The sequence below is a fragment of the Pseudomonas sp. Z4-20 genome (assembly GCF_051131955.1).
Classification (GTDB): domain Bacteria; phylum Pseudomonadota; class Gammaproteobacteria; order Pseudomonadales; family Pseudomonadaceae; genus Aquipseudomonas; species Aquipseudomonas marvdashtae.
In genome coordinates, this window is sequence record NZ_CP071641.1 from 629,576 (window position 1) to 656,276 (window position 26,701).

Sequence of the window (26,701 nt, forward strand, 5' to 3'; positions counted from 1 at the left end):
TGCTGATCCTGCACGCAGGGCACCAGATTGCGGTGTGTGAAGACGAAACGAACCGAAAGTTCGAATCTCACAAAACACCGAAGCTATCACATACCCAATTTGCTGAAGCGAGGCCAACCGGCCACGACTCAGTACCCGAATTTCTTGACGACCATAGAGCATTGGAACCACCTGATCCCATCCCGAACTCAGCAGTGAAACGATGCATCGCCGATGGTAGTGTGGGGTTTCCCCATGTGAGAGTAGGTCATCGTCAAGATTAAATTCCGAAACCCCTATCTGCTGATGCAGGTAGGGGTTTTGTTTTGCCTGTAGAAAAGCAAGTTTGGTGTTTCTATGCAACTGCCCTGTGCATGGCTATCATGCGGGCCTCCTTATCAGGCACGGTTCGTATGCTCACGTTGCTAAAACTTCTGAAGGACGGCCGCTTTCATTCAGGCCAGGCGCTGGGTGCGGGGTTGGGTATCAGCCGTAGCGCGGTGTGGAAGCAATTACAACATCTGGAGGCGGAACTAGGGTTGTCCGTCCATAAGGTCCGAGGCAGGGGGTATCAGTTGGCAAGACCGCTGTTGCTTTTAGATGCGGCCGAAATTGTCTCGAAAGAAGGGTTCGAGTGGCCTGTCCAAATACATGACTCCATCGACTCCACCAATGCCGAAGCTTTGCGCGCTATAGAGCGTGGTATGGCGGCGCCCTCCTTGATCTTGGCCGAACGCCAGGTAGCGGGTCGTGGTCGTCGCGGCCGTAAATGGGTCAGTCCATTCGCTGACAACCTCTACTACAGCTTGGTGTTGCGCATCGAAGGCGGCATGCGGCAGATCGAAGGCCTGAGCCTCGTTGTCGGGCTCGCCGTCATGCAGACATTGCGCGACCTAGGCGGCATGAATGTGGGACTCAAATGGCCCAACGATGTCTTGGTTGGTGAGAAAAAAATCGCAGGTATTCTGCTTGAATTGGTAGGAGACCCGGCAGATGTTTGTCATGTTGTCCTGGGCGTAGGGATCAATGTGAATATGCGGTCGACTGAGGAGGTTGATCAGCAATGGACGTCCATGAGTTTGGAGGCAGGCCGGGATTTTGATCGGAACGAGTTGGTGGTGCGCCTGAGTGCAAAGCTCCAGCACTATCTGACATTGCACCAAGTGTCTGGGTTTGCAGCGATTCAGCAAGAGTGGGAACACTTCCACTTATGGCAGGGAAAGGCTGTTTCGCTGATTGCAGGTGCCAATCAAATTGACGGGGTGGTGATGGGCATCGACCCTCAGGGTGCGCTGCGCTTGAAGGTGGATGGTGTGGAGAAAATTTTTAGCGGCGGTGAGCTCAGTTTGAGGTTGCGTGATGATTCTTGAGCTCGATTGCGGCAATAGCTTTATCAAGTGGCGCGTCCTTCGCTCCGATGGCGTGACGCCTGTCGAAGGGGGCGTAGTCAGTTCTGACGATGACCTGCTGGCTAGCCTGAGCGATGCTGAGAAATTTCGGCTGGAAAAGTGCCGCCTTGTAAGTGTCAGGACCCCTGACGAAACTGACTCCCTGGTTGCCTCCCTCGTGAGCGCATTTGGGGTGTCGGTGGCTCGTGCTGTGCCCGCTCGGGACATGGCGGGTGTGAAAAACGGTTACGAAGAATATGAGCGATTAGGTCTCGATCGATGGCTAGCCTTGCTTGGCGGCTTCCATCTCGCATCCGGGGCGTGCCTTGTACTTGATTTTGGCACGGCTGTTACGGCGGATTTCGTGGCGGCGGACGGTGAGCATCTCGGCGGGTTTATTTGTCCTGGTATGCCTTTGATGCGTAATCAGTTGCGTACCCATACACGGCGAATTCGGTATGACGATACTGCCGCGGAGCGAGCTCACGAGAGTCTTGCGCCGGGTAGGGCGACGGTGGAAGCGGTTGAGCGTGGCTGTATGCTGATGCTCAGGGGGTTCGTCCTGACTCAACTTGAATTGGCGAAGCAATATTGGGGAAAGAATTTCGAGGTGTTTTTAACGGGAGGGGACGCCGGGCTGGTTTCCGGGGTTGTTCCTGATGCCAAGGTCGCGCCTGACTTGGTCTTTGTTGGTTTGGCGATGGCCTGTCCTTTGTCTTGAGGTTTCTATGCGGTGGCTGTTTCTTTTGTTGCTGGTTTTGAATGGCTTTTACTACATCTGGCATCAGCAAGAGGCCCCGCTTCGCGCCAAGGACGTTACTCCGCTGAGTTTGTATCGCGGTTCTCAGCAGGATATTCATCTCTTGAGCGAGACGGCGGATTCGCTTGTCCGGCGTGACAAAGGCAAAACGGGTGAAGCACGCAAGAGCTGTAATTATCTGGGCGGTGTTTTGCGCCCGGAATCGGCCAGGCAACTGGAGCAGCGGTTGGTTTCGTTGGGGGTTGTAGCGCGTCCCGTCACGTTGGTCTCCCCGGACTCTCCGGAGGGCGGAGCATTCTGGCTTCAGATTCCCTCGGAAAGCGCGGGAAAGTTGAGTGACGCAACGATCCAAAACCTTTCCAAAGAATTCAATGAGTTAAAACATAAAATAATGCCCTGTGAAGGGGTTGCACCCGCTGGGTAGTTTGCATAGAATGGCGCCCGCTTCGCAGCGAAGACCCTTAAGGGTTGGCGATACGAAGCGTGGTCAACGCAGCTAACCTCAGGTTTTTAATGAGAAAATGCTTGACAGAAGGCTGGCATGATATAGAATGCCGGCTCGCTTAGGAGGGGTTCCCGAGCGGCCAAAGGGATCAGACTGTAAATCTGACGTCTACGACTTCGAAGGTTCGAATCCTTCCCCCTCCACCATTTTTAGCGTGAGCTGCAAGCTCCGCGGGTATAGTTTAGTGGTAGAACCTCAGCCTTCCAAGCTGATGATGCGGGTTCGATTCCCGCTACCCGCTCCAAGTTTGCAGGTTGTGCAAAGCGTTTTTGCTCTTGTAGCTCAGTTGGTAGAGCACACCCTTGGTAAGGGTGAGGTCAGCGGTTCAAATCCGCTCAAGAGCTCCATATTACAAGGCAGATATGAAAATATCTGCCTTTGTTTTAATGGCTTGTGTGACTTGCTAAATTCTTCTCCTAGGGGTGATTTCGATGGCTAAGGAAAAGTTCGAACGTAATAAGCCGCACGTCAATGTTGGTACCATTGGTCACGTCGACCACGGTAAAACCACACTGACTGCCGCTCTGACCCGTGTCTGTTCCGAAGTTTTCGGTTCGGCCAAGGTTGACTTCGACAAGATCGACAGCGCCCCGGAAGAAAAAGCTCGCGGTATCACCATCAACACCGCTCACGTTGAGTACGATTCGGCCGTGCGTCACTACGCACACGTTGACTGCCCAGGTCACGCCGACTACGTAAAAAACATGATCACCGGTGCTGCTCAGATGGATGGAGCGATCCTGGTTTGCTCGGCCGCTGATGGTCCGATGCCGCAAACCCGTGAGCACATCCTGCTGTCCCGTCAGGTAGGCGTTCCGTACATCGTTGTCTTCCTGAACAAGGCTGACATGGTTGACGACGCTGAGCTGCTGGAACTGGTTGAGATGGAAGTGCGCGATCTGTTGAGCACTTACGATTTCCCAGGTGATGACACTCCAATCATCATCGGCTCGGCTCTGATGGCTCTGAATGGCCAAGACGACAACGAGATGGGCACCACTGCGGTCAAGAAGCTGGTTGAGACTCTGGATAGTTACATTCCCGAGCCTGAGCGTGCCATTGACAAGCCGTTCCTGATGCCGATTGAAGACGTATTCTCGATCTCCGGTCGCGGTACTGTTGTGACTGGCCGTGTTGAGCGTGGCATCGTTCGCATTCAGGAAGAGGTTGAGATTGTTGGTCTGCGCGACACTCAGAAAACTACCTGCACTGGCGTTGAAATGTTCCGCAAGCTGCTCGATGAGGGGCGTGCCGGTGAGAACTGCGGCGTTCTGCTGCGTGGCACCAAGCGTGACGACGTTGAGCGTGGCCAAGTTCTGGTCAAGCCAGGCACCGTCAAGCCGCACACCAAGTTCACTGCTGAAGTCTACGTTTTGAGCAAGGAAGAAGGGGGTCGTCATACTCCGTTCTTCAAGGGCTACCGTCCACAGTTCTACTTCCGGACCACTGACGTGACCGGTAACTGCGAGCTGCCAGAAGGCGTTGAAATGGTAATGCCGGGTGACAACATCCAGATGACTGTCACTCTGATCAAGACCATCGCGATGGAAGACGGCCTGCGTTTCGCTATCCGTGAGGGCGGTCGTACCGTCGGCGCTGGTGTCGTAGCCAAAGTCATCGAGTAAATAGTTGTAATGTCTTTTTCGGGCCGGCATAATGGTCGGCCTGATTTTGTTTTAGGTCAGTAGCTCAATTGGCAGAGCGACGGTCTCCAAAACCGTAGGTTGGGGGTTCGATTCCCTCCTGACCTGCCAGATTCACTTGGTGTGTCTGGCTTTCTTTTTACAGGATCTTCATAGATGACTCCTAAAGCTGAAGCTCAAGGCTCTCGCTTCGATCTGCTCAAGTGGCTAGTAGTAGTCGCTTTGGTGGTTGTTGGCGTTGTTGGCAATCAGTATTTTTCTGCTTCGCCGATCCTGTACCGCGTACTTGCATTGCTTGCTATTGCTGCTGTTGCTGCCTTTGTAGGGCTGCAGACGGCAAAGGGTAAGTCATTCTTTGTACTCGCTAAGGAAGCTCGCACCGAGATCCGTAAAGTCGTATGGCCGACTCGCCAAGAAACCACGCAGACCACGTTGATCGTTGTGGCTGTTGTTCTGGTAATGGCGTTGCTGTTGTGGGGGCTTGATTCCCTGCTCGGCTGGCTTGTTTCCTTGATTGTTGGCTAAGGGTGTCCCGTGGCTAAGCGTTGGTACGTTGTGCATGCTTACTCGGGTTACGAGAAGCATGTTATGCGCTCATTGGTAGAGCGTGTAAAGCTGGCTGGCATGGAAGATGGCTTTGGCGAAATTCTGGTCCCCACTGAAGAAGTGGTTGAGATGCGTAATGGCCAGAAGCGCAAAAGTGAACGCAAGTTCTTTCCGGGCTACGTGCTGGTACAGATGGACATGAACGAAGGGACTTGGCACTTGGTCAAGGATACCCCTCGGGTGATGGGCTTCATTGGCGGTACCGCCGACAAGCCTGCGCCGATCACGGATAAAGAGGCAGAAGCGATTCTGCGTCGTGTCGCTGATGGTAGCGATAAGCCGAAGCCGAAAACACTGTTTGAGCCGGGTGAGGTTGTACGCGTCACCGACGGTCCATTCGCTGATTTCAATGGCACGGTTGAAGAAGTTAACTACGAAAAGAGCCGGATCCAAGTGGCAGTGCTCATTTTCGGTCGCTCTACTCCGGTAGAGCTAGAGTTCAGCCAGGTCGAAAAGGTCTGATTGAACAGGCATCCCAACCCCGCAGCCCAAGGCTGTGGGGTTTTGTCGTCACTGGGATAAACGCGCAAGCAACCGGGGAGCCTTTCGAGGCGTTAGAACCCGTAATTGGAGTGCCTCATGGCCAAGAAAATTACCGCTTACATCAAGCTGCAAGTGAAGGCCGCTCAGGCTAACCCAAGCCCACCTGTTGGTCCTGCACTGGGTCAGCACGGCGTGAACATCATGGAATTCTGCAAGGCTTTCAACGCCCGTACCCAGGGTCTTGAGCCAGGCCTGCCGACTCCAGTGATCATCACTGTCTACAGCGACCGTAGCTTCACTTTCGAAACAAAAAGCACCCCTGCTTCGGTTCTGCTAAAGAAGGCTGCAGGTTTGACCAGCGGTTCCGCTCGTCCAAACACCGTTAAGGTTGGCACCGTTACCCGTGCTCAGCTGGAAGAGATCGCGAAGACCAAAAACGCGGATCTGACTGCAGCTGATATGGATGCAGCCGTGCGTACTATCGCCGGTTCTGCTCGTAGCATGGGCCTTAACGTGGAGGGTGTGTAATGGCTAAGCTGACCAAGCGTCAAAAGGCTATCGCCGGCAAAATCGAAGCAGGCAAGGCCTACAACTTTGTAGACGCCGCCGCTCTGCTGGCCGAGCTGTCGACTGTCAAGTTCAGCGAGTCTTTCGACGTTGCTGTGAACCTGGGCGTTGACCCACGTAAATCCGACCAGGTCGTTCGTAGCGCTACCGTGCTGCCACACGGCACTGGCAAGACCGTACGTGTTGCCGTGTTCACCCAGGGTCCAGCAGCTGAAGCTGCTCTGGCTGCTGGCGCCGACCGTGTAGGCATGGACGATCTGGCTGCTGAAATGAAAGGCGGCGACCTGAACTACGACGTAGTGATCGCATCCCCGGATGCCATGCGCGTTGTCGGTCAGTTGGGTCAGATCCTCGGTCCACGTGGTCTGATGCCTAACCCTAAAGTCGGCACCGTAACGCCAGACGTAGCCACTGCGGTTAAAAACGCCAAGGCTGGTCAGGTTCGTTATCGCACCGACAAGAACGGCATTATCCACACTTCCGTTGGCAAGATCGGCTTCGACGCCGTCAAGCTGAAGGAAAACGTTGAAGCCCTGATCGCTGATCTGAAGCGTATCAAGCCAGCTTCTTCGAAAGGTATCTACGTCAAGCGCGTTACCCTGAGCACCACTATGGGCCCAGGTCTGGTTATCGATCAGAGCTCGCTCGACGCGTAAGACTCAGGTTGGCGCAAGCGATTGCGCCAATTGAAAAATTGGGGTCCCTGCCTGGCGGGGGCTGTCCAAGACCGTAGGCGACGCAAGTCTTAAACCACAAGCCTACGCAGATGGTGCTCCCGGTTCCTTACCGAATCAGACACCAAAACGACATTCGGTTTCGACCGAATGAAACGGTAACAAGCAGGAGTTAAACCCGTGGCAATTAATCTCGAAGACAAGAAGGCCATCGTCGCTGAAGTCAACGAGGCTGCCAAAGTCGCTCTGTCCGCTGTCGTGGCTGATGCCCGTGGCGTAACAGTAGGCGCAATGACCGGACTCCGTAAAGAGGCCCGTGAAGCTGGCGTTTACGTACGTGTCGTACGTAACACCCTGCTCAAGCGCGCTGTTGCTGACACTGAATACAGTGTTCTCAACGACGTGTTCACCGGCCCGACCCTGATCGCGTTCTCCAAGGATCATCCAGGCGCTGCTGCCCGTTTGTTCAAGGAATTCGCCAAGGGTCAGGATAAGTTCGAGATCAAGGCAGCTGCGTTCGAGGGCAAGTTCCTCGCAGCTAATCAGATCGATGTACTGGCAACACTGCCGACCCGCGACGAAGCCATTTCGCAGCTGATGAGCGTGATTCAAGGCGCTACCAGCAAGCTGGCTCGTACTCTGGCTGCAGTTCGCGAGCAAAAAGAAGCTGCCGCAGCCTAAGGCTGAGCACTTTCTCTCGCGCTTTTTTGTTTATTTCGATGGCCGCGTAGGCCGTCCCCCAATTCAGGAAATACAGTAATGTCTATCTCCCAAGACGATATCCTCAACGCCGTAGCTGAAATGTCGGTTCTGCAGGTTGTTGAGCTGATCAAAGCTTTCGAAGAAAAATTCGGCGTTTCCGCTGCCGCTGCTTCCGCTGGTCCAGCTGCTGCTGCCGCCGTTGTTGAAGAGCAAACCGAATTCAACGTCATGCTGACCGAAGCTGGCGAGAAGAAAGTAAACGTGATCAAGGCAGTACGTGAACTGACCGGTCTGGGCCTGAAAGAAGCCAAGGCTGTAGTTGACGGCGCTCCTGCCATGGTTCTGGAAGCTGTTTCCAAAGACGCAGCTGACAAAGCCAAGGCAACTCTGGAAGAAGCAGGCGCTAAAGTCGAGCTGAAGTAAGCATCGACTTTGCGTCTCCAGCCCGAGCGTTAAGCGACAGGCTGATGGCTGGTGGCTCTTGCCACCGGCCTTTTTCCGTTATTGGCAGCCGACTGGGTCGGTGCTGATCGCGAGCTGTAACCACCCGATGTGGTGGCGCAAACCATGGGGTTTGCACGATTTTCTGGCTGCTCCCGTCGGGAGGGGCCAAACAAGCAGGTGACCAAGCTGGGGAACGCTGATGGCTTACTCATATACTGAGAAAAAACGTATCCGCAAGGACTTTAGCAAGTTGCCGGACGTCATGGATGTGCCGTACCTCCTGGCCATCCAGCTGGATTCGTATCGTGAATTCTTGCAAGCGGGAGCGACTAAAGATCAGTTCCGCGACGTGGGCCTGCATGCGGCCTTCAAATCCGTTTTCCCGATCATCAGCTACTCCGGCAATGCTGCGCTGGAGTACGTCGGTTATCGCCTGGGCGAACCGGCATTTGATGTCAAAGAATGCGTATTGCGCGGTGTTACTTACGCCGTACCTTTGCGGGTAAAAGTGCGCCTGATCATTTTCGACAAAGAATCGTCGAACAAAGCGATCAAGGACATCAAAGAGCAAGAAGTCTACATGGGTGAAATCCCCCTGATGACTGAGAACGGTACCTTCGTAATCAATGGTACCGAGCGTGTAATCGTTTCCCAGCTGCACCGTTCTCCGGGCGTGTTCTTCGACCATGACCGTGGCAAGACGCACAGCTCCGGCAAACTGCTTTACTCCGCGCGCATCATTCCTTACCGCGGTTCGTGGCTGGACTTCGAGTTCGACCCGAAAGACTGCGTATTCGTGCGTATCGACCGTCGTCGCAAGCTGCCTGCATCGGTACTGCTGCGCGCGCTCGGCTATACCACCGAAGAAGTGCTGGACGCGTTCTACACCACCAACGTCTTCCATGTGCAAGGTGAAAACCTCAGCCTGGAACTGGTGCCTCAGCGCCTGCGCGGTGAAATCGCGGTCCTCGATATCCTCGATGACAAAGGCAAGGTTATTGTCGAGCAGGGTCGTCGCATCACCGCTCGCCACATCAACCAGCTGGAAAAAGCCGGGATCAAGGAGCTGCAGGTGCCTCTGGACTACGTCCTGGGTCGCACCACCGCCAAGGTCATCGTGCATCCGGCCACCGGCGAAATCCTGGCAGAGTGCAACACCGAGCTGAACACTGAGATCCTGGCAAAAATCGCCAAGGCCCAGGTCGTTCGCATCGAAACTCTGTACACCAACGATATCGACTGCGGTCCGTTCATCTCCGACACGCTGAAGATCGACTCCACCGGCAACCAGCTGGAAGCCCTGGTCGAAATCTATCGCATGATGCGTCCTGGCGAGCCGCCAACCAAGGATGCAGCCGAGACCCTGTTCAACAACCTGTTCTTCAGCCCTGAGCGTTATGACCTGTCTGCGGTCGGCCGGATGAAGTTCAACCGTCGTATCGGTCGTACCGAAATCGAAGGTTCGGGCGTACTGAACAAGGACGATATCGTTGCGGTATTGAAGACTCTCGTCGACATCCGTAACGGCAAAGGCATCGTCGATGACATCGACCACCTGGGTAACCGTCGTGTTCGCTGCGTAGGCGAGATGGCCGAGAACCAGTTCCGTGTTGGCCTGGTGCGTGTTGAGCGCGCGGTCAAGGAACGTCTGTCGATGGCTGAAAGCGAAGGCCTGATGCCGCAAGACCTGATCAACGCCAAGCCAGTGGCTGCGGCTGTGAAAGAGTTCTTCGGTTCGAGCCAGCTGTCCCAGTTCATGGACCAGAACAACCCGCTGTCCGAGATCACCCACAAGCGTCGTGTCTCCGCACTCGGCCCGGGCGGTCTGACCCGTGAGCGCGCAGGCTTTGAAGTTCGTGACGTACACCCGACTCACTACGGTCGTGTATGCCCGATCGAAACGCCGGAAGGTCCGAACATCGGTCTGATCAACTCCCTGGCGGCCTATGCGCGCACCAACCAGTACGGTTTCCTCGAGAGCCCGTACCGCGTGGTGAAAGACGCTCTGGTCACCGACGAGATCGTGTTCCTGTCCGCCATCGAAGAAGCTGATCACGTGATCGCCCAGGCTTCGGCCACGATGAACGACAAGAAAGTCCTGACCGACGAGCTGGTAGCTGTTCGTCACCTGAACGAGTTCACCGTCAAGGCGCCGGAAGACGTCACCTTGATGGATGTATCGCCGAAGCAGGTAGTTTCGGTCGCCGCGTCGCTGATCCCGTTCCTCGAGCACGACGACGCCAACCGTGCGTTGATGGGTTCGAACATGCAGCGTCAAGCTGTACCAACCTTGCGTGCCGACAAGCCGCTGGTAGGTACCGGCATGGAGCGTAACGTAGCTCGTGACTCCGGCGTCTGCGTCGTGGCTCGTCGTGGCGGCGTGATCGACTCCGTTGATGCCAGCCGTATCGTGGTTCGTGTTGCCGATGACGAAGTTGAAACTGGCGAAGCCGGTGTCGACATCTACAACCTGACCAAATACACCCGCTCCAACCAGAACACCTGCATCAACCAGCGTCCGTTGGTGAGCAAGGGTGATCGGGTTCAGCGTAGCGACATCATGGCCGACGGTCCGTCCACCGATATGGGTGAACTGGCGTTGGGTCAGAACATGCGCATCGCGTTCATGGCATGGAATGGCTTCAACTTCGAAGACTCCATCTGCCTGTCCGAGCGTGTGGTCCAGGAGGATCGCTTCACCACGATCCACATCCAGGAACTGACCTGTGTGGCCCGTGACACCAAGCTTGGCCCAGAGGAAATCACTGCGGACATCCCGAACGTGGGTGAAGCTGCACTGAACAAGCTGGACGAAGCCGGTATCGTTTATGTAGGTGCTGAAGTTGGCGCAGGCGACATCCTGGTGGGCAAGGTCACTCCGAAAGGCGAGACCCAGCTGACTCCGGAAGAAAAACTGCTGCGTGCCATCTTCGGTGAAAAAGCCAGCGACGTTAAAGATACCTCCCTGCGTGTGCCGACCGGCACCAAGGGTACCGTCATCGACGTACAGGTCTTCACTCGCGACGGCGTTGAGCGTGATGCTCGTGCACTGTCCATTGAGAAGACTCAACTCGACGAGATCCGCAAGGACCTGAACGAAGAGTTCCGTATTGTTGAAGGCGCAACTTTCGAACGTCTGCGCTCCGCCCTGGTCGGCCACAAAGCCGAAGGCGGCGCCGGCCTGAAGAAAGGTCAGGAGATCACCGACGAGGTCCTCGACGGTCTTGAGCATGGCCAGTGGTTCAAACTGCGCATGGCTGAAGATGCTCTGAACGAGCAGCTCGAGAAGGCCCAGGCCTACATCGTTGATCGCCGCCGTCTGCTGGACGACAAGTTCGAAGACAAGAAGCGCAAACTGCAGCAGGGCGATGACCTGGCTCCAGGCGTGCTGAAAATCGTCAAGGTTTACCTGGCAATCCGTCGCCGCATCCAGCCGGGCGACAAGATGGCCGGTCGTCACGGTAACAAGGGTGTGGTCTCCGTGATCATGCCGGTTGAAGACATGCCGCACGATGCCAACGGCACTCCGGTCGATGTGGTCCTCAACCCGTTGGGCGTACCTTCGCGTATGAACGTCGGTCAGATCCTCGAAACCCACCTGGGCCTCGCGGCCAAAGGTCTGGGCGAGAAGATCAACCGGATGATCGAAGAGCAGCGCAAGGTCGCTGACCTGCGTAAGTTCCTGCACGAGATCTACAATGAGATCGGCGGCCGCAACGAAGAGCTGGACACCTTCTCCGACCAGGAAATCCTGGATCTGGCGAAGAACCTGCGCGGCGGCGTTCCAATGGCTACTCCGGTGTTCGACGGTGCCAAGGAAAGCGAAATCAAGGCCATGCTGAAACTGGCAGACCTGCCGGAAAGCGGCCAGATGCAGCTGTTCGACGGCCGTACCGGCAACAAATTCGAGCGCCCGGTCACCGTTGGCTACATGTACATGCTGAAGCTGAACCACTTGGTAGACGATAAGATGCACGCTCGTTCTACCGGTTCTTACAGCCTGGTTACCCAGCAGCCGCTGGGTGGTAAGGCGCAGTTCGGTGGTCAGCGTTTCGGGGAGATGGAGGTCTGGGCACTGGAAGCGTACGGTGCTGCATACACTCTGCAAGAAATGCTCACAGTGAAGTCGGACGATGTGAACGGCCGGACCAAGATGTACAAAAACATCGTGGACGGCGATCACCGTATGGAGCCGGGCATGCCCGAGTCTTTCAACGTGTTGATCAAGGAAATTCGTTCCCTCGGCATCGATATCGATCTGGAAACCGAATAACACGTGACGCGAATCGAGAGCGGGGCTGTTTTGCCCGCTCTCTGCTCCGCCAGGAGGAAAGGCCTTGAAAGACCTACTGAATTTGCTGAAAAACCAGGGTCAAGTCGAAGAGTTCGACGCCATCCGTATTGGATTGGCCTCGCCTGAGATGATCCGTTCGTGGTCGTTCGGTGAAGTTAAAAAGCCGGAAACCATCAACTACCGTACGTTCAAACCTGAGCGTGACGGCCTGTTCTGCGCCAAGATCTTTGGCCCGGTAAAGGATTACGAGTGCCTGTGCGGTAAGTACAAGCGCTTGAAGCACCGCGGTGTGATCTGCGAGAAGTGCGGCGTTGAAGTCGCATTGGCAAAAGTTCGTCGTGAGCGCATGGCCCACATCGAACTGGCTTCGCCGGTTGCCCACATCTGGTTCCTGAAATCGCTGCCGTCCCGTATCGGCCTGCTGATGGACATGACCCTGCGTGATATCGAACGCGTTCTCTACTTCGAGAGCTACGTCGTTATCGATCCAGGCATGACCACCCTTGAAAAGGGTCAGCTGCTCAACGACGAGCAGTACTTCGAAGCGCTGGAAGAATTCGGTGACGATTTCGACGCCCGCATGGGTGCCGAAGCTGTCCGCGAACTGCTGCACGCTATCGACCTTGAGCACGAGATCGGCCGTCTGCGCGAAGAAATTCCGCAAACCAACTCCGAAACCAAGATCAAGAAGCTGTCCAAGCGTCTGAAGTTGATGGAGGCCTTCCAGGGCTCCGGCAACCTGCCAGAGTGGATGGTGCTGACCGTTCTGCCGGTCCTGCCGCCAGACCTGCGTCCACTGGTCCCGCTGGATGGCGGTCGCTTCGCGACTTCCGACCTCAACGATCTGTATCGTCGGGTGATCAACCGTAACAACCGCTTGAAGCGCCTGCTCGATCTGTCCGCTCCGGACATCATCGTGCGCAACGAAAAGCGTATGTTGCAAGAAGCGGTCGATGCACTGCTCGATAACGGTCGTCGTGGCCGCGCTATCACCGGTTCCAACAAGCGTCCTCTGAAATCCTTGGCTGACATGATCAAGGGTAAGCAGGGTCGTTTCCGTCAGAACTTGCTCGGTAAGCGTGTTGACTACTCCGGTCGTTCGGTAATTACCGTAGGCCCGACCCTGCGTCTGCACCAGTGCGGTCTGCCTAAGAAAATGGCGCTGGAACTGTTCAAGCCGTTCATTTTCGGCAAGCTGGAAATGCGTGGTCTCGCGACCACCATCAAAGCCGCCAAGAAAATGGTCGAGCGCGAGCTGCCAGAGGTCTGGGACGTTCTCGCCGAAGTGATTCGCGAACACCCAGTGTTGCTCAACCGTGCACCGACCCTTCACCGTCTGGGTATCCAGGCGTTTGAACCGGTACTGATCGAAGGCAAGGCTATCCAGCTGCACCCTCTGGTCTGTGCTGCGTACAACGCCGACTTCGACGGCGACCAAATGGCCGTGCACGTGCCACTGACGCTGGAAGCCCAGTTGGAAGCGCGCGCGTTGATGATGTCGACCAACAACATCCTGTCGCCAGCGAACGGTGAGCCGATCATCGTTCCGTCCCAGGACGTTGTATTGGGCCTGTACTACATGACCCGTGAAGCCATCAACGCCAAGGGCGAAGGTCGCGTGTTCGCGGATCTGCAGGAAGTTGACCGTGTGTTCCGTGCCGGCGAAGCCGCACTGCATGCCAAGGTCAAGGTGCGGATCAACGAAACCGTAAACGACCGTGATGGCGGCAGCGTCAAGAACACTCGTATCGTCGACACCACCGTCGGCCGTGCGCTGTTGTTCCAGGTTGTTCCACCTGGCCTGTCGTTTGACGTCGTCAACCTGCCAATGAAGAAAAAAGCGATCTCCAAGCTGATCAACCAGTGCTACCGCGTGGTTGGTTTGAAAGAGACCGTAATCTTCGCTGACCAGTTGATGTACACCGGTTTCGCTTATTCGACCATCTCCGGCGTTTCCATCGGCGTTAACGACTTCGTTATCCCGGATGAAAAAGCCCGCATCATCGGTGCTGCCACCGAAGAAGTGAAAGAGATCGAGAGCCAGTACGCATCCGGCCTGGTAACCCAGGGCGAGAAGTACAACAAGGTGATCGACCTCTGGTCCAAAGCGAACGACGAAGTGTCCAAGGCGATGATGGCCAACCTCTCGAAAGAGAAAGTCATCGACCGCCACGGTAACGAAGTCGATCAGGAATCCTTCAACTCGATGTACATGATGGCCGACTCGGGCGCACGGGGTTCTGCGGCGCAGATCCGTCAGCTCGCCGGTATGCGTGGCCTGATGGCCAAGCCGGACGGCTCCATCATCGAGACCCCGATTACCGCGAACTTCCGTGAAGGTTTGAGCGTACTTCAGTACTTCATCTCCACTCACGGTGCTCGTAAGGGTCTTGCGGATACCGCATTGAAAACTGCGAACTCCGGTTACCTGACCCGTCGTCTGGTAGACGTTGCGCAGGATCTGGTCGTGACCGAGATCGATTGCGGCACCGAACATGGCTTGGTAATGACTCCGCACATTGAAGGCGGTGACGTTGTAGAGCCGTTGGGTGAGCGCGTATTGGGTCGTGTCATTGCCCGTGACGTATTCAAGCCGGGTACCGAGGACGTCATCGTTCCTGCTGGCACCCTGGTTGACGAAAAGTGGGTCGAATTCATCGAGCTCAACAGCATCGACGAAGTGATCGTACGTTCGCCGATCAGCTGCGAAACCCGCTACGGTATTTGCGCCAAGTGCTACGGTCGCGACTTGGCTCGTGGTCATCAGGTGAACATCGGTGAAGCGGTCGGCGTTATCGCTGCCCAGTCCATCGGTGAGCCGGGTACCCAGCTGACCATGCGTACGTTCCACATCGGTGGTGCAGCAAGCCGGACCTCCGCGGCCGACAGTGTCCAGGTGAAGAATGGCGGTACCGTTCGCCTGCATAACCTGAAGCACGTTGAGCGCGTGGACGGTCACTTGGTGGCTGTGTCCCGTTCTGGTGAGCTGGCGATTGCCGACGACTTCGGTCGTGAGCGCGAGCGCTACAAGCTTCCATACGGTGCTGTGATTTCGGTGAAGGAAGGTGACAAGGTCGACGCTGGCGCCATCGTGGCCAAGTGGGACCCGCACACCCACCCAATCGTTACCGAAATGAAAGGTACCGTGACCTACGTGGGTATGGAAGAAGGCATCACGATCAAGCGTCAGACTGACGAATTGACCGGTATGACCAACATTGAAGTACTCGATGCTAAAGATCGTCCAGCTGCCGGCAAGGACATCCGTCCAGCCGTGAAGATGGTCGACGACAACGGCAAGGACCTGTTGCTGCCAGGCACTGACGTAATCGCTCAGTACTTCCTGCCAGCCAACGCCTTGGTCGGTGTTGCGGACGGTGCGCGGATCGCGATCGGTGACGTTATCGCTCGTATTCCGCAAGAAACTTCGAAGACCCGTGACATCACCGGTGGTCTGCCGCGTGTTGCCGACTTGTTCGAAGCCCGTCGTCCGAAAGAAGCCTCGATTCTGGCTGAAGTCAGCGGCACCATCGCGTTCGGTAAAGAGACCAAGGGCAAGCGCCGTCTGGTCATTACACCGAACGACGGTAGCGATCCGTACGAAGAGCTGATTCCGAAGTGGCGTCACCTGAACGTCTTCGAAGGCGAACAGGTAAACCGCGGCGAAGTTATCTCCGACGGCCCGAGCGATCCACACGACATCCTGCGTTTGCTGGGTGTAAGTGCGCTGGCCAAGTACATCGTGAACGAGATCCAGGACGTTTATCGTCTGCAGGGCGTGAAGATCAACGACAAGCACATCGAGACCATCCTGCGTCAGATGCTGCGTAAAGTTGAAGTTGCCGAGTCCGGCGATTCGAGTTTCATCAAGGGCGACCAGATGGAACTGACTCATGTACTGGTAGAGAACGAGCGTCTGGCTGCGGAAGACAAATTCGTATCCAAGTTCACTCGCGTGCTGCTGGGTATCACCAAGGCGTCGTTGTCCACCGAATCGTTCATCTCGGCGGCTTCCTTCCAGGAAACCACTCGCGTTCTGACCGAGGCGGCGGTAACCGGCAAGCGCGATTACCTGCGCGGCCTGAAAGAAAACGTAGTCGTGGGTCGTCTGATCCCGGCCGGTACCGGCTTGGCCTATCACAGCGAGCGCAAGCGTCGCCGTGAAGCAGACAAGCCGTTGCGCGTAAGCGCCAGTGAAGTGGAAGCTGCACTGACCGAAGCACTGAACTCGAGTGGTAACTGAGTTCGGCGGTAATTGAGTGCCTGGCCCTGGTCATTCCGCTCGGCGGATCGAGACAAATTGTCGAGATCCGGCGGGCGTGGAGGTCGGGGCCTTGCCTTGACTGGGGGCAAGATCCTCTTTAGACTCTTGATCCCCTAAATTTGGCGGGAATTCGTTCCTGCCATTTTGCTTTTCTTGTAAGACAATAGCGTCGCAAGACAACAGTGGAGCTAGTAGATGGCAACTATCAACCAGCTGGTACGTCAGCCGCGTAAGCGTATCGTCGAGAAATCCGACGTGCCTGCGCTGCAGAACTGCCCGCAACGTCGTGGCGTATGCACCCGTGTGTATACCACCACGCCGAAAAAACCTAACTCGGCACTGCGTAAGGTATGCCGTGTGCGTCTGACCAACGGTTTCGAGGTTTCCTCGTACATCGGCGGTGAAGGCCACAACCTGCAAGAGCACAGCGTCGTACTGATCCGTGGCGGCCGTGTAAAAGACTTGCCAGGTGTTCGTTACCACACCGTTCGCGGTTCTTTGGATACTTCCGGCGTCAAAGGTCGTAACCAGGGTCGTTCGAAGTACGGTACCAAGAAGCCTAAGTAGTAGTGGCTTTTTGTAAAAATTGATTTTCTATTTTTTGAGTCGATAAGAGTAAGGTCGGAGGCGTCCCGCAAGGGCACCGATTCCGAGCGAACCTGAAGACCGCTTGAGGGCTTATCATGCCAAGACGTCGCGTAGCAGCCAAACGTGAGATTCTGGACGATCCGAAATACGGAAGCCAGATTCTCGCCAAGTTCATGAACCACGTAATGGAAAGCGGCAAGAAAGCCGTTGCCGAGCGTATTGTTTATGGCGCACTGGACAAAGTTAAAGAACGCAAGAACAGCGATCCCCTGGAAATCTTCGAGAAAGCTCTCGACGCCATCGCTCCGCTGGTCGAAGTGAAGTCGCGCCGTGTAGGCGGTGCTACTTACCAGGTTCCGGTCGAAGTTCGTCCGTCCCGTCGTAACGCCCTGGCAATGCGCTGGTTGGTAGACTTCGCCCGCAAGCGCGGCGAGAAGTCCATGGCCCTGCGTTTGGCTGGCGAACTGCTGGACGCTGCTGAAGGTAAAGGTGCTGCAGTTAAGAAGCGTGAAGACGTGCACCGTATGGCTGAAGCCAACAAGGCTTTCTCGCACTACCGCTTCTAATTTTAGCGTCACTCAATTTGCGAGGGCTTTATGGCTCGTACTACACCGATTAACCGCTACCGTAACATCGGTATCGTTGCTCACGTGGATGCTGGTAAAACCACCACCACCGAGCGCGTCCTTTTTTACACCGGCAAAAGTCACAAGATGGGCGAGGTGCATGATGGCGCCGCGACCACCGACTGGATGGTGCAGGAGCAGGAGCGTGGTATTACCATCACTTCTGCTGCTATTACCGCTTTCTGGAAGGGTTCCGAGAAGCAGTACAAGGACGAGCACCGCTTCAACGTCATCGATACCCCGGGCCACGTAGACTTCACTATTGAAGTGGAACGTTCCCTGCGCGTACTCGACGGCGCTGTGGTTGTTTTCTGCGGCACCTCGGGTGTTGAGCCTCAGTCGGAAACCGTATGGCGTCAAGCCAACAAATACGGCGTTCCACGTCTTGTTTATGTAAACAAGATGGACCGTGCTGGTGCCAACTTCCTGCGCGTGATCGCTCAGATCAAGCAGCGTTTGGGTCACACTCCGGTGCCGATCCAGCTGGCTATCGGTTCCGAAGATAACTTCCAGGGTCAGATCGATCTGATCAACATGCAAGCTGTCTACTGGAACGATGCTGACAAGGGCATGGTCCCTGTTCGCAAGGACATTCCTGCCGAGTTGCTGGAAGAAGCCGAGAAATGGCGCGGCAACATGGTCGAGGCTGCTGCCGAAGCCAACGAAGAACTGATGAACAAGTACCTCGAGGGTGAAGAACTCACCAACGAGGAAATCAAGGCCGCTCTGCGTCAGCGTACTATTGCTGGTGAAATCGTCCTGGCTGTTTGCGGTTCTTCCTTCAAGAACAAGGGTGTTCCCCTGGTTCTCGACGCCGTTATCGACTTCCTGCCTGCGCCAACCGACATTCCTGCCATCAAGGGTACTGACCCGGATGACGAGACTATCGAGCTGGAGCGTCATGCAGACGACAACGAGCCGTTCTCGGCTCTGGCGTTCAAGATCGCTACCGACCCATTCGTGGGTACCTTGACCTTTGTCCGGGTTTACTCGGGCGTGTTGAACTCCGGCGACGGCGTGATCAACTCTGTAAAAGGCAAGAAAGAGCGCGTGGGTCGTATGGTGCAAATGCACGCAAACGCCCGCGAAGAAATCAAGGAAGTGCGCGCTGGTGACATCGCGGCCTTGATCGGCATGAAGGACGTCACCACTGGTGAAACCTTGTGCAATGGCGACAAGCCAATCATCCTGGTTCGCATGGACTTCCCGGAGCCGGTTATTTCGGTTGCCGTTGAGCCTAAGACCAAGGACGACCAGGAAAAAATGGGTATCGCTCTGGGCAAGCTTGCTCAGGAAGATCCATCTTTCCGCGTCAAGACTGATGAAGAGACCGGTCAAACGATCATCTCTGGCATGGGCGAGCTGCACCTGGACATCCTGGTTGACCGGATGCGCCGTGAGTTCAACGTCGAAGCCAACATCGGTAAGCCTCAGGTTTCCTATCGTGAGCGCATCACGAAGAGCTGCGAAATCGAAGGCAAGTTCGTTCGCCAATCCGGCGGTCGTGGCCAGTTCGGTCACTGCTGGATCCGTTTTGCACCGGCTGACGAAGGTCAGGAAGGTCTGCAATTCTTGAACGAAGTCGTAGGTGGTGTGGTTCCTAAGGAATACATCCCAGCGATCCAGAAGGGTATCGAAGAGCAGATGAAGAACGGCGTTGTTGCCGGCTATCCGCTGATCGGCCTGAAGGCGACCGTGTTCGATGGTTCTTACCACGACGTCGACTCCAACGAGATGGCGTTCAAGGTGGCTGCTTCCATGGCGACCAAGCAGCTGGCCCAGAAGGGCGGTGGTGAGTTGCTTGAGCCGATCATGGCGGTAGAAGTCGTTACGCCTGAAGACTACATGGGTGATGTCATGGGCGACCTTAACCGTCGTCGTGGCATGATTCTGGGTATGGAAGATACGGTTTCCGGCAAAGTCATTCGTGCCGAGGTTCCGTTGGGTGAAATGTTCGGTTATGCAACCGACGTTCGTTCCATGTCTCAGGGTCGCGCAAGCTACTCTATGGAATTCAAAAAATACAATACAGCTCCGTCGCATATCGTCGAAACTGTTACCAAAAAACAAGGCTGATTCAGTCCTTTAGGCAAGGAGTTAATTGTCGTGGCTAAAGAAAAATTTGATCGTTCCCTACCGCACGTCAACGTTGGCACCATTGGTCACGTTGACCACGGTAAAACCACTCTGACGGCTGCTCTGACTCGCGTCTGCTCCGAAGTTTTCGGTTCGGCTGTTGTTGCTTTCGATAAAATCGACAGCGCTCCGGAAGAGAAGGCTCGTGGTATCACCATCAACACCGCGCACGTTGAGTACAACTCTTCGATTCGTCACTACGCTCACGTTGACTGCCCAGGTCACGCTGACTATGTGAAGAACATGATCACCGGTGCTGCCCAGATGGACGGCGCGATCCTGGTTTGCTCGGCCGCTGATGGTCCGATGCCACAAACCCGTGAGCACATCCTGCTGTCCCGTCAGGTAGGCGTTCCGTACATCGTTGTCTTCCTGAACAAGGCTGACATGGTTGACGACGCTGAGCTGCTGGAACTGGTTGAGATGGAAGTGCGCGATCTGCTGAGCACTTACGACTTCCCAGGTGATGACACTCCAATCATCATTGGTTCGGCTCTGATGGCTCTGAACGGCCAAGACGACAACGAAATGGGCACCACCGCTGTCAAGCGCCTGGTAGAAACTCTGGACAGCTACATCCCAGAGCCAGTTCGTGTGATCGACAAGCCGTTCCTGATGCCAATCGAAGACGTATTCTCGATCTCCGGTCGCGGTACTGTTGTGACTGGCCGTATCGAGCGCGGTATCGTCAAGGTTCAGGATCCACTGGAAATCGTTGGTCTGCGTGACACCACCGTCACCACCTGTACCGGTGTTGAAATGTTCCGCAAACTGCTCGACGAAGGTCGTGCTGGCGAGAACTGCGGCGTTCTGCTGCGTGGTACCAAGCGTGACGACGTTGAGCGTGGCCAGGTTCTGGTTAAGCCAGGTTCGGTCAAGCCGCACACCAAGTTCGAAGCTGAAGTGTACGTTCTGAGCAAAGAAGAAGGCGGTCGTCACACTCCGTTCTTCAAGGGCTACCGTCCTCAGTTCTACTTCCGGACCACTGACGTGACCGGTAACTGCGAACTGCCGGAAGGCGTTGAAATGGTAATGCCAGGCGACAACATCAAAATGGTTGTCACCCTGATCAAGACCATCGCAATGGAAGACGGTCTGCGTTTCGCTATCCGTGAAGGCGGTCGTACCGTCGGCGCTGGCGTCGTAGCCAAAATCATCGAGTAAGCTCTTTTTGAGTTCGCTCTGATGGATTGAAGGAGCCCCCGCCCAGCGGGGGCTTTTTTATTGGGTTGACACCTATCAGGGGCGTCTATAGAATTGCGCCTCCTTTTAACGGGCGTATTGCGCCCGGTGGGAATAGCAGCCGGAGTCTGAAATCCAATGCAAAATCAGCAAATCCGTATCAGGTTGAAGGCTTTCGACCATCGCCTGATCGACCAATCCACCCAGGAAATCGTGGAAACCGCGAAACGTACTGGTGCTCAAGTGCGTGGTCCAATTCCACTGCCTACCCGTAAAGAGCGGTTCACCGTTCTGGTCTCCCCGCACGTCAACAAAGACGCGCGTGACCAGTACGAGATCCGTACTCATAAGCGCGTTCTGGACATCGTCCAGCCAACGGATAAAACCGTTGATGCTCTTATGAAGCTCGATCTTGCGGCCGGTGTGGAAGTGCAGATCAGCCTCGGCTAAGACTCGGTCTTAGTCGTGTAACGCTCTGAAATGGGCGGCCATAGCGGGTGAAAGCCCCGTACACTCATGAGGTTTACAACATGACTATTGGTGTAGTCGGTCGTAAATGCGGTATGACCCGTATTTTCACCGAAGAAGGTGTCTCCATTCCGGTCACGGTCATTGAGATCGAGCCGAATCGCGTCACCCAGTTCAAAACTGAAGAGACCGATGGCTATCGTGCAGTGCAAGTCACTGTCGGCGAGCGTCGTGCTTCGCGTGTAACAGCTGCTCAAGCTGGCCACTTCGCCAAGGCGAACGTTGCCGCTGGTCGTACCGTAATGGAATTCCGCCTTGAAGAAGGCGAGTACCAGGCCGGCGATCTGATCAACGCTGAAATCTTCGCTGCTGGTCAACTGGTTGATGTAACCGGTCAGTCCAAAGGTAAAGGCTTCCAGGGTACGATCAAGCGTTGGAACTTCCGCGGGCAAGATAATACCCACGGTAACTCCGTGTCCCACCGCGTTCCAGGCTCTATCGGCCAGTGCCAGACTCCTGGTCGTGTATTCAAGGGCAAAAAAATGTCCGGTCATATGGGCGCTGAGCGCGTGACCGTGCAGTCCCTTGAAGTAGTGCGCGTGGACGCTGAACGCAATCTGTTGTTGGTCAAGGGCGCTGTTCCTGGCGCTACTGGCGGCAACTTGGTTGTACGTCCAGCAGCCAAGGCTCGCGGTTAAGGGGAAGCTGACATGCAATTAAATGTAAATGACGCTCAAGCGATCGAAGTTTCCGAACTGACATTTGGCGGCGAATTCAACGAGACGCTGGTTCACCAAGCAGTCGTGGCCTACATGGCCGGCGGCCGTCAAGGTAGCAAGCAGCAAAAGACCCGTTCCGACGTTCGTGGTGGCGGTAAGCGCCCATGGCGTCAGAAAGGTACTGGCCGTGCTCGTGCCGGTACTATCCGTAGCCCTATCTGGCGTGGCGGCGGTACCACTTTCGCAGCTCGTCCTCAGGATCACACCCAGAAGCTGAACAAGAAGATGTATCGCGCAGCAATGCGTTCCATCCTTGCTGAGCTGGTGCGTACTGATCGTCTGGTCGTGGTTCAGGACTTCGCTGTTGAAGCACCGAAAACCAAAGATCTGCTGAACAAGCTGAATGGCATGGGCCTGACTGACGTCCTGATCGTGTCTGACGCTGTTGATCAGAACCTGTACCTGGCTGCTCGTAACCTGCCGCACGTCGATGTTCGTGACGTTCAGGGTTCCGATCCGGTCAGTCTGATCGCATACGACAAGGTGTTGATCACCGTGTCGGCCGTGAAGAAATTCGAGGAGCTGCTGGGATGAACCAGGAACGCGTATTTAAAGTTCTGCTTGGCCCGCACGTTTCCGAGAAGGCTACGGTTCTGGCAGACAAGAAAGGCCAGTTCGTTTTCAAGGTTGCGACCGACGCAACCAAGCTGGAAATCAAGAAGGCCGTCGAAAGCCTGTTCAGCGTGAAAGTAGAGCGCGTTACTACCCTGAATGTTCTGGGTAAGAGCAAGCGCACTGCTCGCGGTCTGGGCAAGCGTAATGACTGGAAGAAGGCAGTTATCTCCCTTCAGCCAGGCCAAGATCTCGATTTCAGCAGCAGTGCTGAGTAAGGAAGGGGTGCATCATGGCAATCGTTAAATGCAAACCGACTTCCCCTGGCCGCCGTTTTGTGGTCAAGGTGGTCAACCAGGAGCTGCATAAAGGCGCTCCTCACGCACCGCTGCTCGAGAAAAAATCGAAGTCTGGTGGTCGTAACAACAATGGCCGTATTACCACTCGTCACATCGGTGGTGGTCATAAGCAGCATTATCGTCTGGTCGACTTCCGTCGCAACGACAAGGATGGCATCGCTGCCACCGTCGAGCGTATCGAATACGATCCAAACCGTACTGCGCACATCGCTCTGCTGCTGTACGCAGATGGCGAGCGTCGCTACATCATCGCCCCTAAAGGCGTGAGCGCTGGCGACCAGCTGATTGCAGGTGCCTTGGCGCCGATCAAGCCGGGCAACGCTCTGCAACTGCGTAACATTCCAGTTGGTAGCACCGTACACGGCATCGAATTGAAGCCAGGTAAAGGCGCGCAAATCGCTCGTTCCGCTGGTGCTTCGGCTCAGCTGATCGCTCGTGAAGGTGTCTACGTGACCCTGCGTCTGCGTTCTGGTGAGATGCGTAAAGTACTGGCTGAATGCCGTGCGACCCTGGGCGAAGTCTCGAACTCCGAGCACAGCCTGCGTTCGTTGGGTAAAGCGGGTGCCAAGCGCTGGCGTGGCGTTCGCCCAACCGTTCGTGGTGTTGCCATGAACCCGGTTGACCACCCACATGGTGGTGGTGAAGGTCGTACCTCTGGTGGTCGTCATCCGGTATCGCCATGGGGCTTCCCGACTAAGGGCGCGAAGACTCGTGGTAATAAGCGTACCGACAAAATGATCGTCCGTCGTCGCAAGTAAATAGAGGGATACGACAGTGCCACGTTCTCTGAAAAAAGGTCCTTTTATTGATCTTCACCTACTGAAGAAGATCGAAGTGGCGGCGGAAAAGAACGATCGCAAACCAGTTAAGACCTGGTCGCGTCGTTCGATGATCCTGCCACAAATGGTCGGTCTGACCATCGCAGTACACAACGGTCGCCAGCACGTCCCAGTTCTTGTGAACGAAGACATGGTCGGCCACAAACTGGGCGAGTTCGCCGGTACCCGCACATATCGTGGGCACGTGGCTGACAAGAAAGCCAAGCGTTAAGGGGTTAGGAAATGGAAGTAGCCGCTAAGTTGTCGGGCGCTCGAATCTCCGCCCAGAAAGCCCGCTTGGTCGCCGACCAGATCCGCGGGAAGAAGGTGGGCGAAGCGCTCAACCTGTTGGCTTTCAGCAGTAAGAAAGCCGCCGAGATCATGAAGAAAGTGCTGGAGTCGGCCGTAGCCAACGCCGAGCATAACGAAGGCGCAGACGTTGATGACCTGAAGGTCAGCACCGTTTTCGTCAACGAAGGGCGTTCGCTGAAGCGCATCATGCCACGTGCCAAAGGCCGTGCTGATCGCATCGTCAAGCGGTCTTGCCATATCACTGTCAAGGTTGCTGACAAGTAACGGAGTCGAAGAGATGGGTCAGAAAGTACATCCCATTGGCATTCGCCTGGGAATCGTCAAGGAGCACACCTCCGTCTGGTACGCAGACGGTCGGACTTATGCGGACTATTTGTTCGCTGATCTGAAGGTGCGTGAGTATCTCCAAGACAAACTAAAAAGCGCGTCCGTAAGCCGTATCGATATCCATCGTCCGGCGCAGACTGCACGCATCACCATCCACACCGCTCGTCCAGGTATCGTTATCGGGAAGAAAGGTGAAGATGTTGAGAAGCTGCGTCAGGACCTGACCAAGCAAATGGGTGTGCCTGTGCACATCAATATCGAAGAGATCCGCAAGCCGGAGCTCGACGGTATGCTGGTTGCGCAGAGCGTAGCTCAGCAGCTGGAGCGTCGCGTAATGTTCCGTCGCGCTATGAAGCGCGCTGTACAGAACGCAATGCGCATTGGTGCCAAAGGCATCAAAATCCAAGTGAGCGGTCGTCTCGGCGGTGCTGAAATCGCACGTACTGAATGGTATCGCGAAGGTCGTGTGCCTCTGCACACCCTGCGTGCCGACATCGACTATGCCAACTACGAAGCTCACACCACTTACGGTGTGATCGGTGTAAAGGTTTGGATCTTCAAAGGCGAAGTAATTGGTGGTCGCCAAGAAGAACTGAAACCACAAGCACCAGCGCCTCGTAAAAAAGCTGCTAAGTAAGGGGTACGCCAAATGTTGCAACCAAAGCGTACGAAGTTCCGCAAGCAGATGACCGGCCACAACCGTGGCCTGGCATTGCGCGGTAGCAAAGTCAGCTTCGGCGAGTTCGCGCTGAAGTCTGTTGCTCGTGGTCGTCTCACCGCTCGTCAGATCGAGTCAGCGCGTCGTGCTCTGACCCGTCACGTAAAACGTGGCGGCAAGATCTGGATCCGTGTATTCCCGGACAAGCCTGTCACCAAGAAGCCACTCGAAGTTCGGATGGGTAAAGGTAAGGGTAACGTGGAGTACTGGGTTGCCCAGATTCAGCCAGGTAAAGTCCTGTATGAAATCGAGGGTGTTTCTGAAGAGCTGGCGCGTGAGGCTTTCGCCCTGGCTGCTGCAAAGCTGCCGCTCGCCACCTCCTTTGTTAAACGGACGGTGATGTGATGAAAGCGAATGAACTTCGTGAAAAATCAGCACAGCAGCTGAACGAGCAACTGCTCGGCCTGCTGCGCGACCAGTTCAATCTGCGTATGCAGAAAGCAACTGGCCAGTTGGGGCAGTCTCATCTGCTCTCGCAAGTTAAGCGTGACATCGCTCGCGTGAAAACTGTGCTCAACCAGCAGGCAGGTAAGTGATCATGGCTGAAGCCGAAAAAACTGTCCGTACGCTGACTGGCCGTGTTGTCAGCGACAAGATGGACAAAACCATCACCGTTCTGATCGAGCGTCGCGTTAAGCACCCGATCTACGGTAAATACGTTAAGCGTTCGACTAAGCTGCACGCGCACGACGAAACCAATCAGTGCCACATCGGCGACAAAGTCACTATTCGTGAAACTCGTCCTTTGGCCAAGACCAAGTCTTGGGCGCTGGTTGATGTTCTCGAACGCGCTGTGGAAGTCTAAGGACTAGGGGTCGGAGAAATTATATGATTCAGACTCAATCCATGCTCGATGTGGCCGATAACAGCGGCGCTCGCCGTGTTATGTGCATCAAGGTGCTGGGTGGCTCCCATCGTCGTTACGCTGGTATCGGTGACATCATCAAAGTTACCGTCAAGGAAGCAATTCCTCGCGGTAAGGTGAAAAAAGGCCAAGTGATGACTGCTGTCGTAGTCCGCACTCGCCATGGCGTTCGTCGTGCTGACGGCTCCATCATCCGCTTTGATGGCAACGCTGCTGTTCTGTTGAACAACAAGCAAGAGCCGATCGGCACCCGTATCTTTGGGCCAGTGACCCGTGAACTTCGTACTGAGAAGTTCATGAAGATCGTCTCGCTCGCCCCAGAAGTGCTGTAAGGAGATCCGACATGCAAAAGATTCGTCGTGACGACGAGATCATCGTGATCGCCGGCAAAGACAAAGGTAAGCGCGGTAAGGTGCTGAAGGTTCTTGCTGACAACCGTCTGGTTGTGGGTGGTCTGAACCTGGTCAAGCGTCATACCAAGCCTAACCCGATGTCGGGCGTACAGGGCGGTATCGTCGAGAAAGAAGCGCCATTGCACGCTTCCAACGTCGCCATCTTCAACGGCGAAACCAACAAGGCTGACCGCGTTGGTTTCAAAGTAGAAGACGGTAAGAAAATTCGTGTCTTCAAGTCGACCCAAAAAGCGGTTGATGCTTGAACAC

The 26,701-nt window shown here is 55.4% G+C and carries 29 protein-coding genes, 4 tRNA genes and 1 rRNA gene; all 34 read left to right on the forward strand.

What is annotated here, in order from left to right; genetic code table 11:
• The first annotated feature begins 143 nt into the window (after positions 1 to 143).
• The 34 genes from rrf to rplX all read left to right on the forward strand — a co-directional run bounded on the left by rrf (position 144) and on the right by rplX (position 26,697).
• Positions 144 to 259, forward strand: a 5S ribosomal RNA gene (rrf, locus tag J3P82_RS02980).
• 133 nt (positions 260 to 392) lie between these two features.
• Positions 393 to 1,349 carry a bifunctional biotin--[acetyl-CoA-carboxylase] ligase/biotin operon repressor BirA gene (birA, locus tag J3P82_RS02985; RefSeq protein WP_434560630.1) on the forward strand — a complete coding sequence of 319 codons (957 nt, stop codon included), beginning with the start codon at positions 393 to 395 and terminating at the stop codon, positions 1,347 to 1,349.
• On the forward strand, positions 1,339 to 2,088 hold the full coding sequence (locus J3P82_RS02990; protein WP_434560632.1) for a pantothenate kinase: 750 nt from the start codon (positions 1,339 to 1,341) through the stop codon (positions 2,086 to 2,088). Before birA ends, J3P82_RS02990 begins: the two co-directional genes overlap by 11 nt.
• Positions 2,089 to 2,095: 7 nt before the next feature.
• Positions 2,096 to 2,551, forward strand: a complete 456-nt coding sequence (locus tag J3P82_RS02995) for a hypothetical protein (protein ID WP_434560634.1) — start codon at positions 2,096 to 2,098, stop codon at positions 2,549 to 2,551.
• A gap of 142 nt (positions 2,552 to 2,693) precedes the next feature.
• Positions 2,694 to 2,778, forward strand: a tRNA-Tyr gene (locus J3P82_RS03000).
• A gap of 24 nt (positions 2,779 to 2,802) precedes the next feature.
• A tRNA-Gly gene (locus J3P82_RS03005) sits at positions 2,803 to 2,876 on the forward strand.
• Between the two features lie 27 nt (positions 2,877 to 2,903).
• A tRNA-Thr gene (locus J3P82_RS03010) sits at positions 2,904 to 2,979 on the forward strand.
• Between the two features lie 84 nt (positions 2,980 to 3,063).
• Positions 3,064 to 4,257 carry an elongation factor Tu gene (gene tuf, locus J3P82_RS03015; RefSeq protein ID WP_003186103.1) on the forward strand — a complete coding sequence of 398 codons (1,194 nt, stop codon included), beginning with the start codon at positions 3,064 to 3,066 and terminating at the stop codon, positions 4,255 to 4,257.
• A gap of 53 nt (positions 4,258 to 4,310) precedes the next feature.
• A tRNA-Trp gene (locus J3P82_RS03020) sits at positions 4,311 to 4,386 on the forward strand.
• A gap of 45 nt (positions 4,387 to 4,431) precedes the next feature.
• Positions 4,432 to 4,800 carry a preprotein translocase subunit SecE gene (gene secE / locus J3P82_RS03025; RefSeq protein ID WP_024776457.1) on the forward strand — a complete coding sequence of 123 codons (369 nt, stop codon included), beginning with the start codon at positions 4,432 to 4,434 and terminating at the stop codon, positions 4,798 to 4,800.
• A 9-nt stretch (positions 4,801 to 4,809) separates the two neighbouring features.
• Entirely contained in the window at positions 4,810 to 5,343 is a 534-nt protein-coding gene (gene nusG, locus J3P82_RS03030) for a transcription termination/antitermination protein NusG (protein WP_003186097.1), read from the forward strand.
• Positions 5,344 to 5,460: 117 nt separating this feature from the next.
• Positions 5,461 to 5,892: a 50S ribosomal protein L11 gene (gene rplK / locus J3P82_RS03035; protein ID WP_003176435.1), complete on the forward strand. Its 432-nt coding sequence runs from the start codon at positions 5,461 to 5,463 to the stop codon at positions 5,890 to 5,892.
• Entirely contained in the window at positions 5,892 to 6,587 is a 696-nt protein-coding gene (gene rplA / locus J3P82_RS03040) for a 50S ribosomal protein L1 (protein WP_003186095.1), read from the forward strand. The genes rplK and rplA overlap by 1 nt, the downstream gene beginning before the upstream one ends.
• A 198-nt stretch (positions 6,588 to 6,785) precedes the next feature.
• Complete coding sequence (rplJ, locus tag J3P82_RS03045) at positions 6,786 to 7,286, forward strand: 50S ribosomal protein L10 (protein ID WP_047230484.1); 501 nt, start codon at positions 6,786 to 6,788, stop codon at positions 7,284 to 7,286.
• Between the two features lie 78 nt (positions 7,287 to 7,364).
• Positions 7,365 to 7,730 carry a 50S ribosomal protein L7/L12 gene (rplL, locus tag J3P82_RS03050; protein WP_025215758.1) on the forward strand — a complete coding sequence of 122 codons (366 nt, stop codon included), beginning with the start codon at positions 7,365 to 7,367 and terminating at the stop codon, positions 7,728 to 7,730.
• A gap of 220 nt (positions 7,731 to 7,950) precedes the next feature.
• Complete coding sequence (gene rpoB, locus J3P82_RS03055; RefSeq protein ID WP_434560636.1) at positions 7,951 to 12,024, forward strand: DNA-directed RNA polymerase subunit beta; 4,074 nt, start codon at positions 7,951 to 7,953, stop codon at positions 12,022 to 12,024.
• Positions 12,025 to 12,088: 64 nt separating this feature from the next.
• Positions 12,089 to 16,288, forward strand: coding sequence for a DNA-directed RNA polymerase subunit beta' (gene rpoC, locus J3P82_RS03060; protein WP_434560638.1), 4,200 nt, complete (start codon positions 12,089 to 12,091; stop codon positions 16,286 to 16,288).
• Between the two features lie 216 nt (positions 16,289 to 16,504).
• A complete protein-coding gene (rpsL, locus tag J3P82_RS03065) occupies positions 16,505 to 16,876 on the forward strand; it encodes a 30S ribosomal protein S12 (RefSeq protein WP_002555494.1) in 372 nt (123 codons plus the stop codon).
• Between the two features lie 116 nt (positions 16,877 to 16,992).
• A complete protein-coding gene (rpsG, locus tag J3P82_RS03070; protein WP_003186074.1) occupies positions 16,993 to 17,463 on the forward strand; it encodes a 30S ribosomal protein S7 in 471 nt (156 codons plus the stop codon).
• A gap of 30 nt (positions 17,464 to 17,493) precedes the next feature.
• Entirely contained in the window at positions 17,494 to 19,599 is a 2,106-nt protein-coding gene (gene fusA / locus J3P82_RS03075; RefSeq protein WP_434560640.1) for an elongation factor G, read from the forward strand.
• Positions 19,600 to 19,629: 30 nt separating this feature from the next.
• Entirely contained in the window at positions 19,630 to 20,823 is a 1,194-nt protein-coding gene (gene tuf / locus J3P82_RS03080) for an elongation factor Tu (protein ID WP_003186071.1), read from the forward strand.
• Between the two features lie 156 nt (positions 20,824 to 20,979).
• Positions 20,980 to 21,291 carry a 30S ribosomal protein S10 gene (gene rpsJ / locus J3P82_RS03085; protein ID WP_003186070.1) on the forward strand — a complete coding sequence of 104 codons (312 nt, stop codon included), beginning with the start codon at positions 20,980 to 20,982 and terminating at the stop codon, positions 21,289 to 21,291.
• An 80-nt stretch (positions 21,292 to 21,371) separates the two neighbouring features.
• A complete protein-coding gene (gene rplC / locus J3P82_RS03090; protein ID WP_003186059.1) occupies positions 21,372 to 22,007 on the forward strand; it encodes a 50S ribosomal protein L3 in 636 nt (211 codons plus the stop codon).
• 12 nt (positions 22,008 to 22,019) lie between these two features.
• Positions 22,020 to 22,622 carry a 50S ribosomal protein L4 gene (rplD, locus tag J3P82_RS03095; protein WP_186615425.1) on the forward strand — a complete coding sequence of 201 codons (603 nt, stop codon included), beginning with the start codon at positions 22,020 to 22,022 and terminating at the stop codon, positions 22,620 to 22,622.
• Positions 22,619 to 22,918, forward strand: a complete 300-nt coding sequence (rplW, locus tag J3P82_RS03100) for a 50S ribosomal protein L23 (RefSeq protein ID WP_002555488.1) — start codon at positions 22,619 to 22,621, stop codon at positions 22,916 to 22,918. Before rplD ends, rplW begins: the two co-directional genes overlap by 4 nt.
• A 14-nt stretch (positions 22,919 to 22,932) precedes the next feature.
• Positions 22,933 to 23,757 carry a 50S ribosomal protein L2 gene (gene rplB, locus J3P82_RS03105; RefSeq protein ID WP_003186055.1) on the forward strand — a complete coding sequence of 275 codons (825 nt, stop codon included), beginning with the start codon at positions 22,933 to 22,935 and terminating at the stop codon, positions 23,755 to 23,757.
• A gap of 16 nt (positions 23,758 to 23,773) precedes the next feature.
• Positions 23,774 to 24,049: a 30S ribosomal protein S19 gene (rpsS, locus tag J3P82_RS03110; protein ID WP_002555486.1), complete on the forward strand. Its 276-nt coding sequence runs from the start codon at positions 23,774 to 23,776 to the stop codon at positions 24,047 to 24,049.
• An 11-nt stretch (positions 24,050 to 24,060) separates the two neighbouring features.
• Complete coding sequence (rplV, locus tag J3P82_RS03115) at positions 24,061 to 24,393, forward strand: 50S ribosomal protein L22 (protein ID WP_003103908.1); 333 nt, start codon at positions 24,061 to 24,063, stop codon at positions 24,391 to 24,393.
• A gap of 13 nt (positions 24,394 to 24,406) precedes the next feature.
• Positions 24,407 to 25,093, forward strand: coding sequence for a 30S ribosomal protein S3 (gene rpsC, locus J3P82_RS03120; RefSeq protein WP_003176422.1), 687 nt, complete (start codon positions 24,407 to 24,409; stop codon positions 25,091 to 25,093).
• A 12-nt stretch (positions 25,094 to 25,105) separates the two neighbouring features.
• Complete coding sequence (gene rplP / locus J3P82_RS03125) at positions 25,106 to 25,519, forward strand: 50S ribosomal protein L16 (RefSeq protein ID WP_003186052.1); 414 nt, start codon at positions 25,106 to 25,108, stop codon at positions 25,517 to 25,519.
• Positions 25,519 to 25,710: a 50S ribosomal protein L29 gene (rpmC, locus tag J3P82_RS03130; RefSeq protein WP_002555481.1), complete on the forward strand. Its 192-nt coding sequence runs from the start codon at positions 25,519 to 25,521 to the stop codon at positions 25,708 to 25,710. The genes rplP and rpmC overlap by 1 nt, the downstream gene beginning before the upstream one ends.
• A gap of 2 nt (positions 25,711 to 25,712) precedes the next feature.
• Positions 25,713 to 25,979, forward strand: a complete 267-nt coding sequence (gene rpsQ / locus J3P82_RS03135) for a 30S ribosomal protein S17 (RefSeq protein ID WP_003176419.1) — start codon at positions 25,713 to 25,715, stop codon at positions 25,977 to 25,979.
• Positions 25,980 to 26,002: 23 nt separating this feature from the next.
• Entirely contained in the window at positions 26,003 to 26,371 is a 369-nt protein-coding gene (gene rplN / locus J3P82_RS03140; RefSeq protein ID WP_002555479.1) for a 50S ribosomal protein L14, read from the forward strand.
• An 11-nt stretch (positions 26,372 to 26,382) separates the two neighbouring features.
• Complete coding sequence (rplX, locus tag J3P82_RS03145; RefSeq protein ID WP_003186046.1) at positions 26,383 to 26,697, forward strand: 50S ribosomal protein L24; 315 nt, start codon at positions 26,383 to 26,385, stop codon at positions 26,695 to 26,697.
• The last annotated feature ends 4 nt before the right edge of the window (positions 26,698 to 26,701 follow it).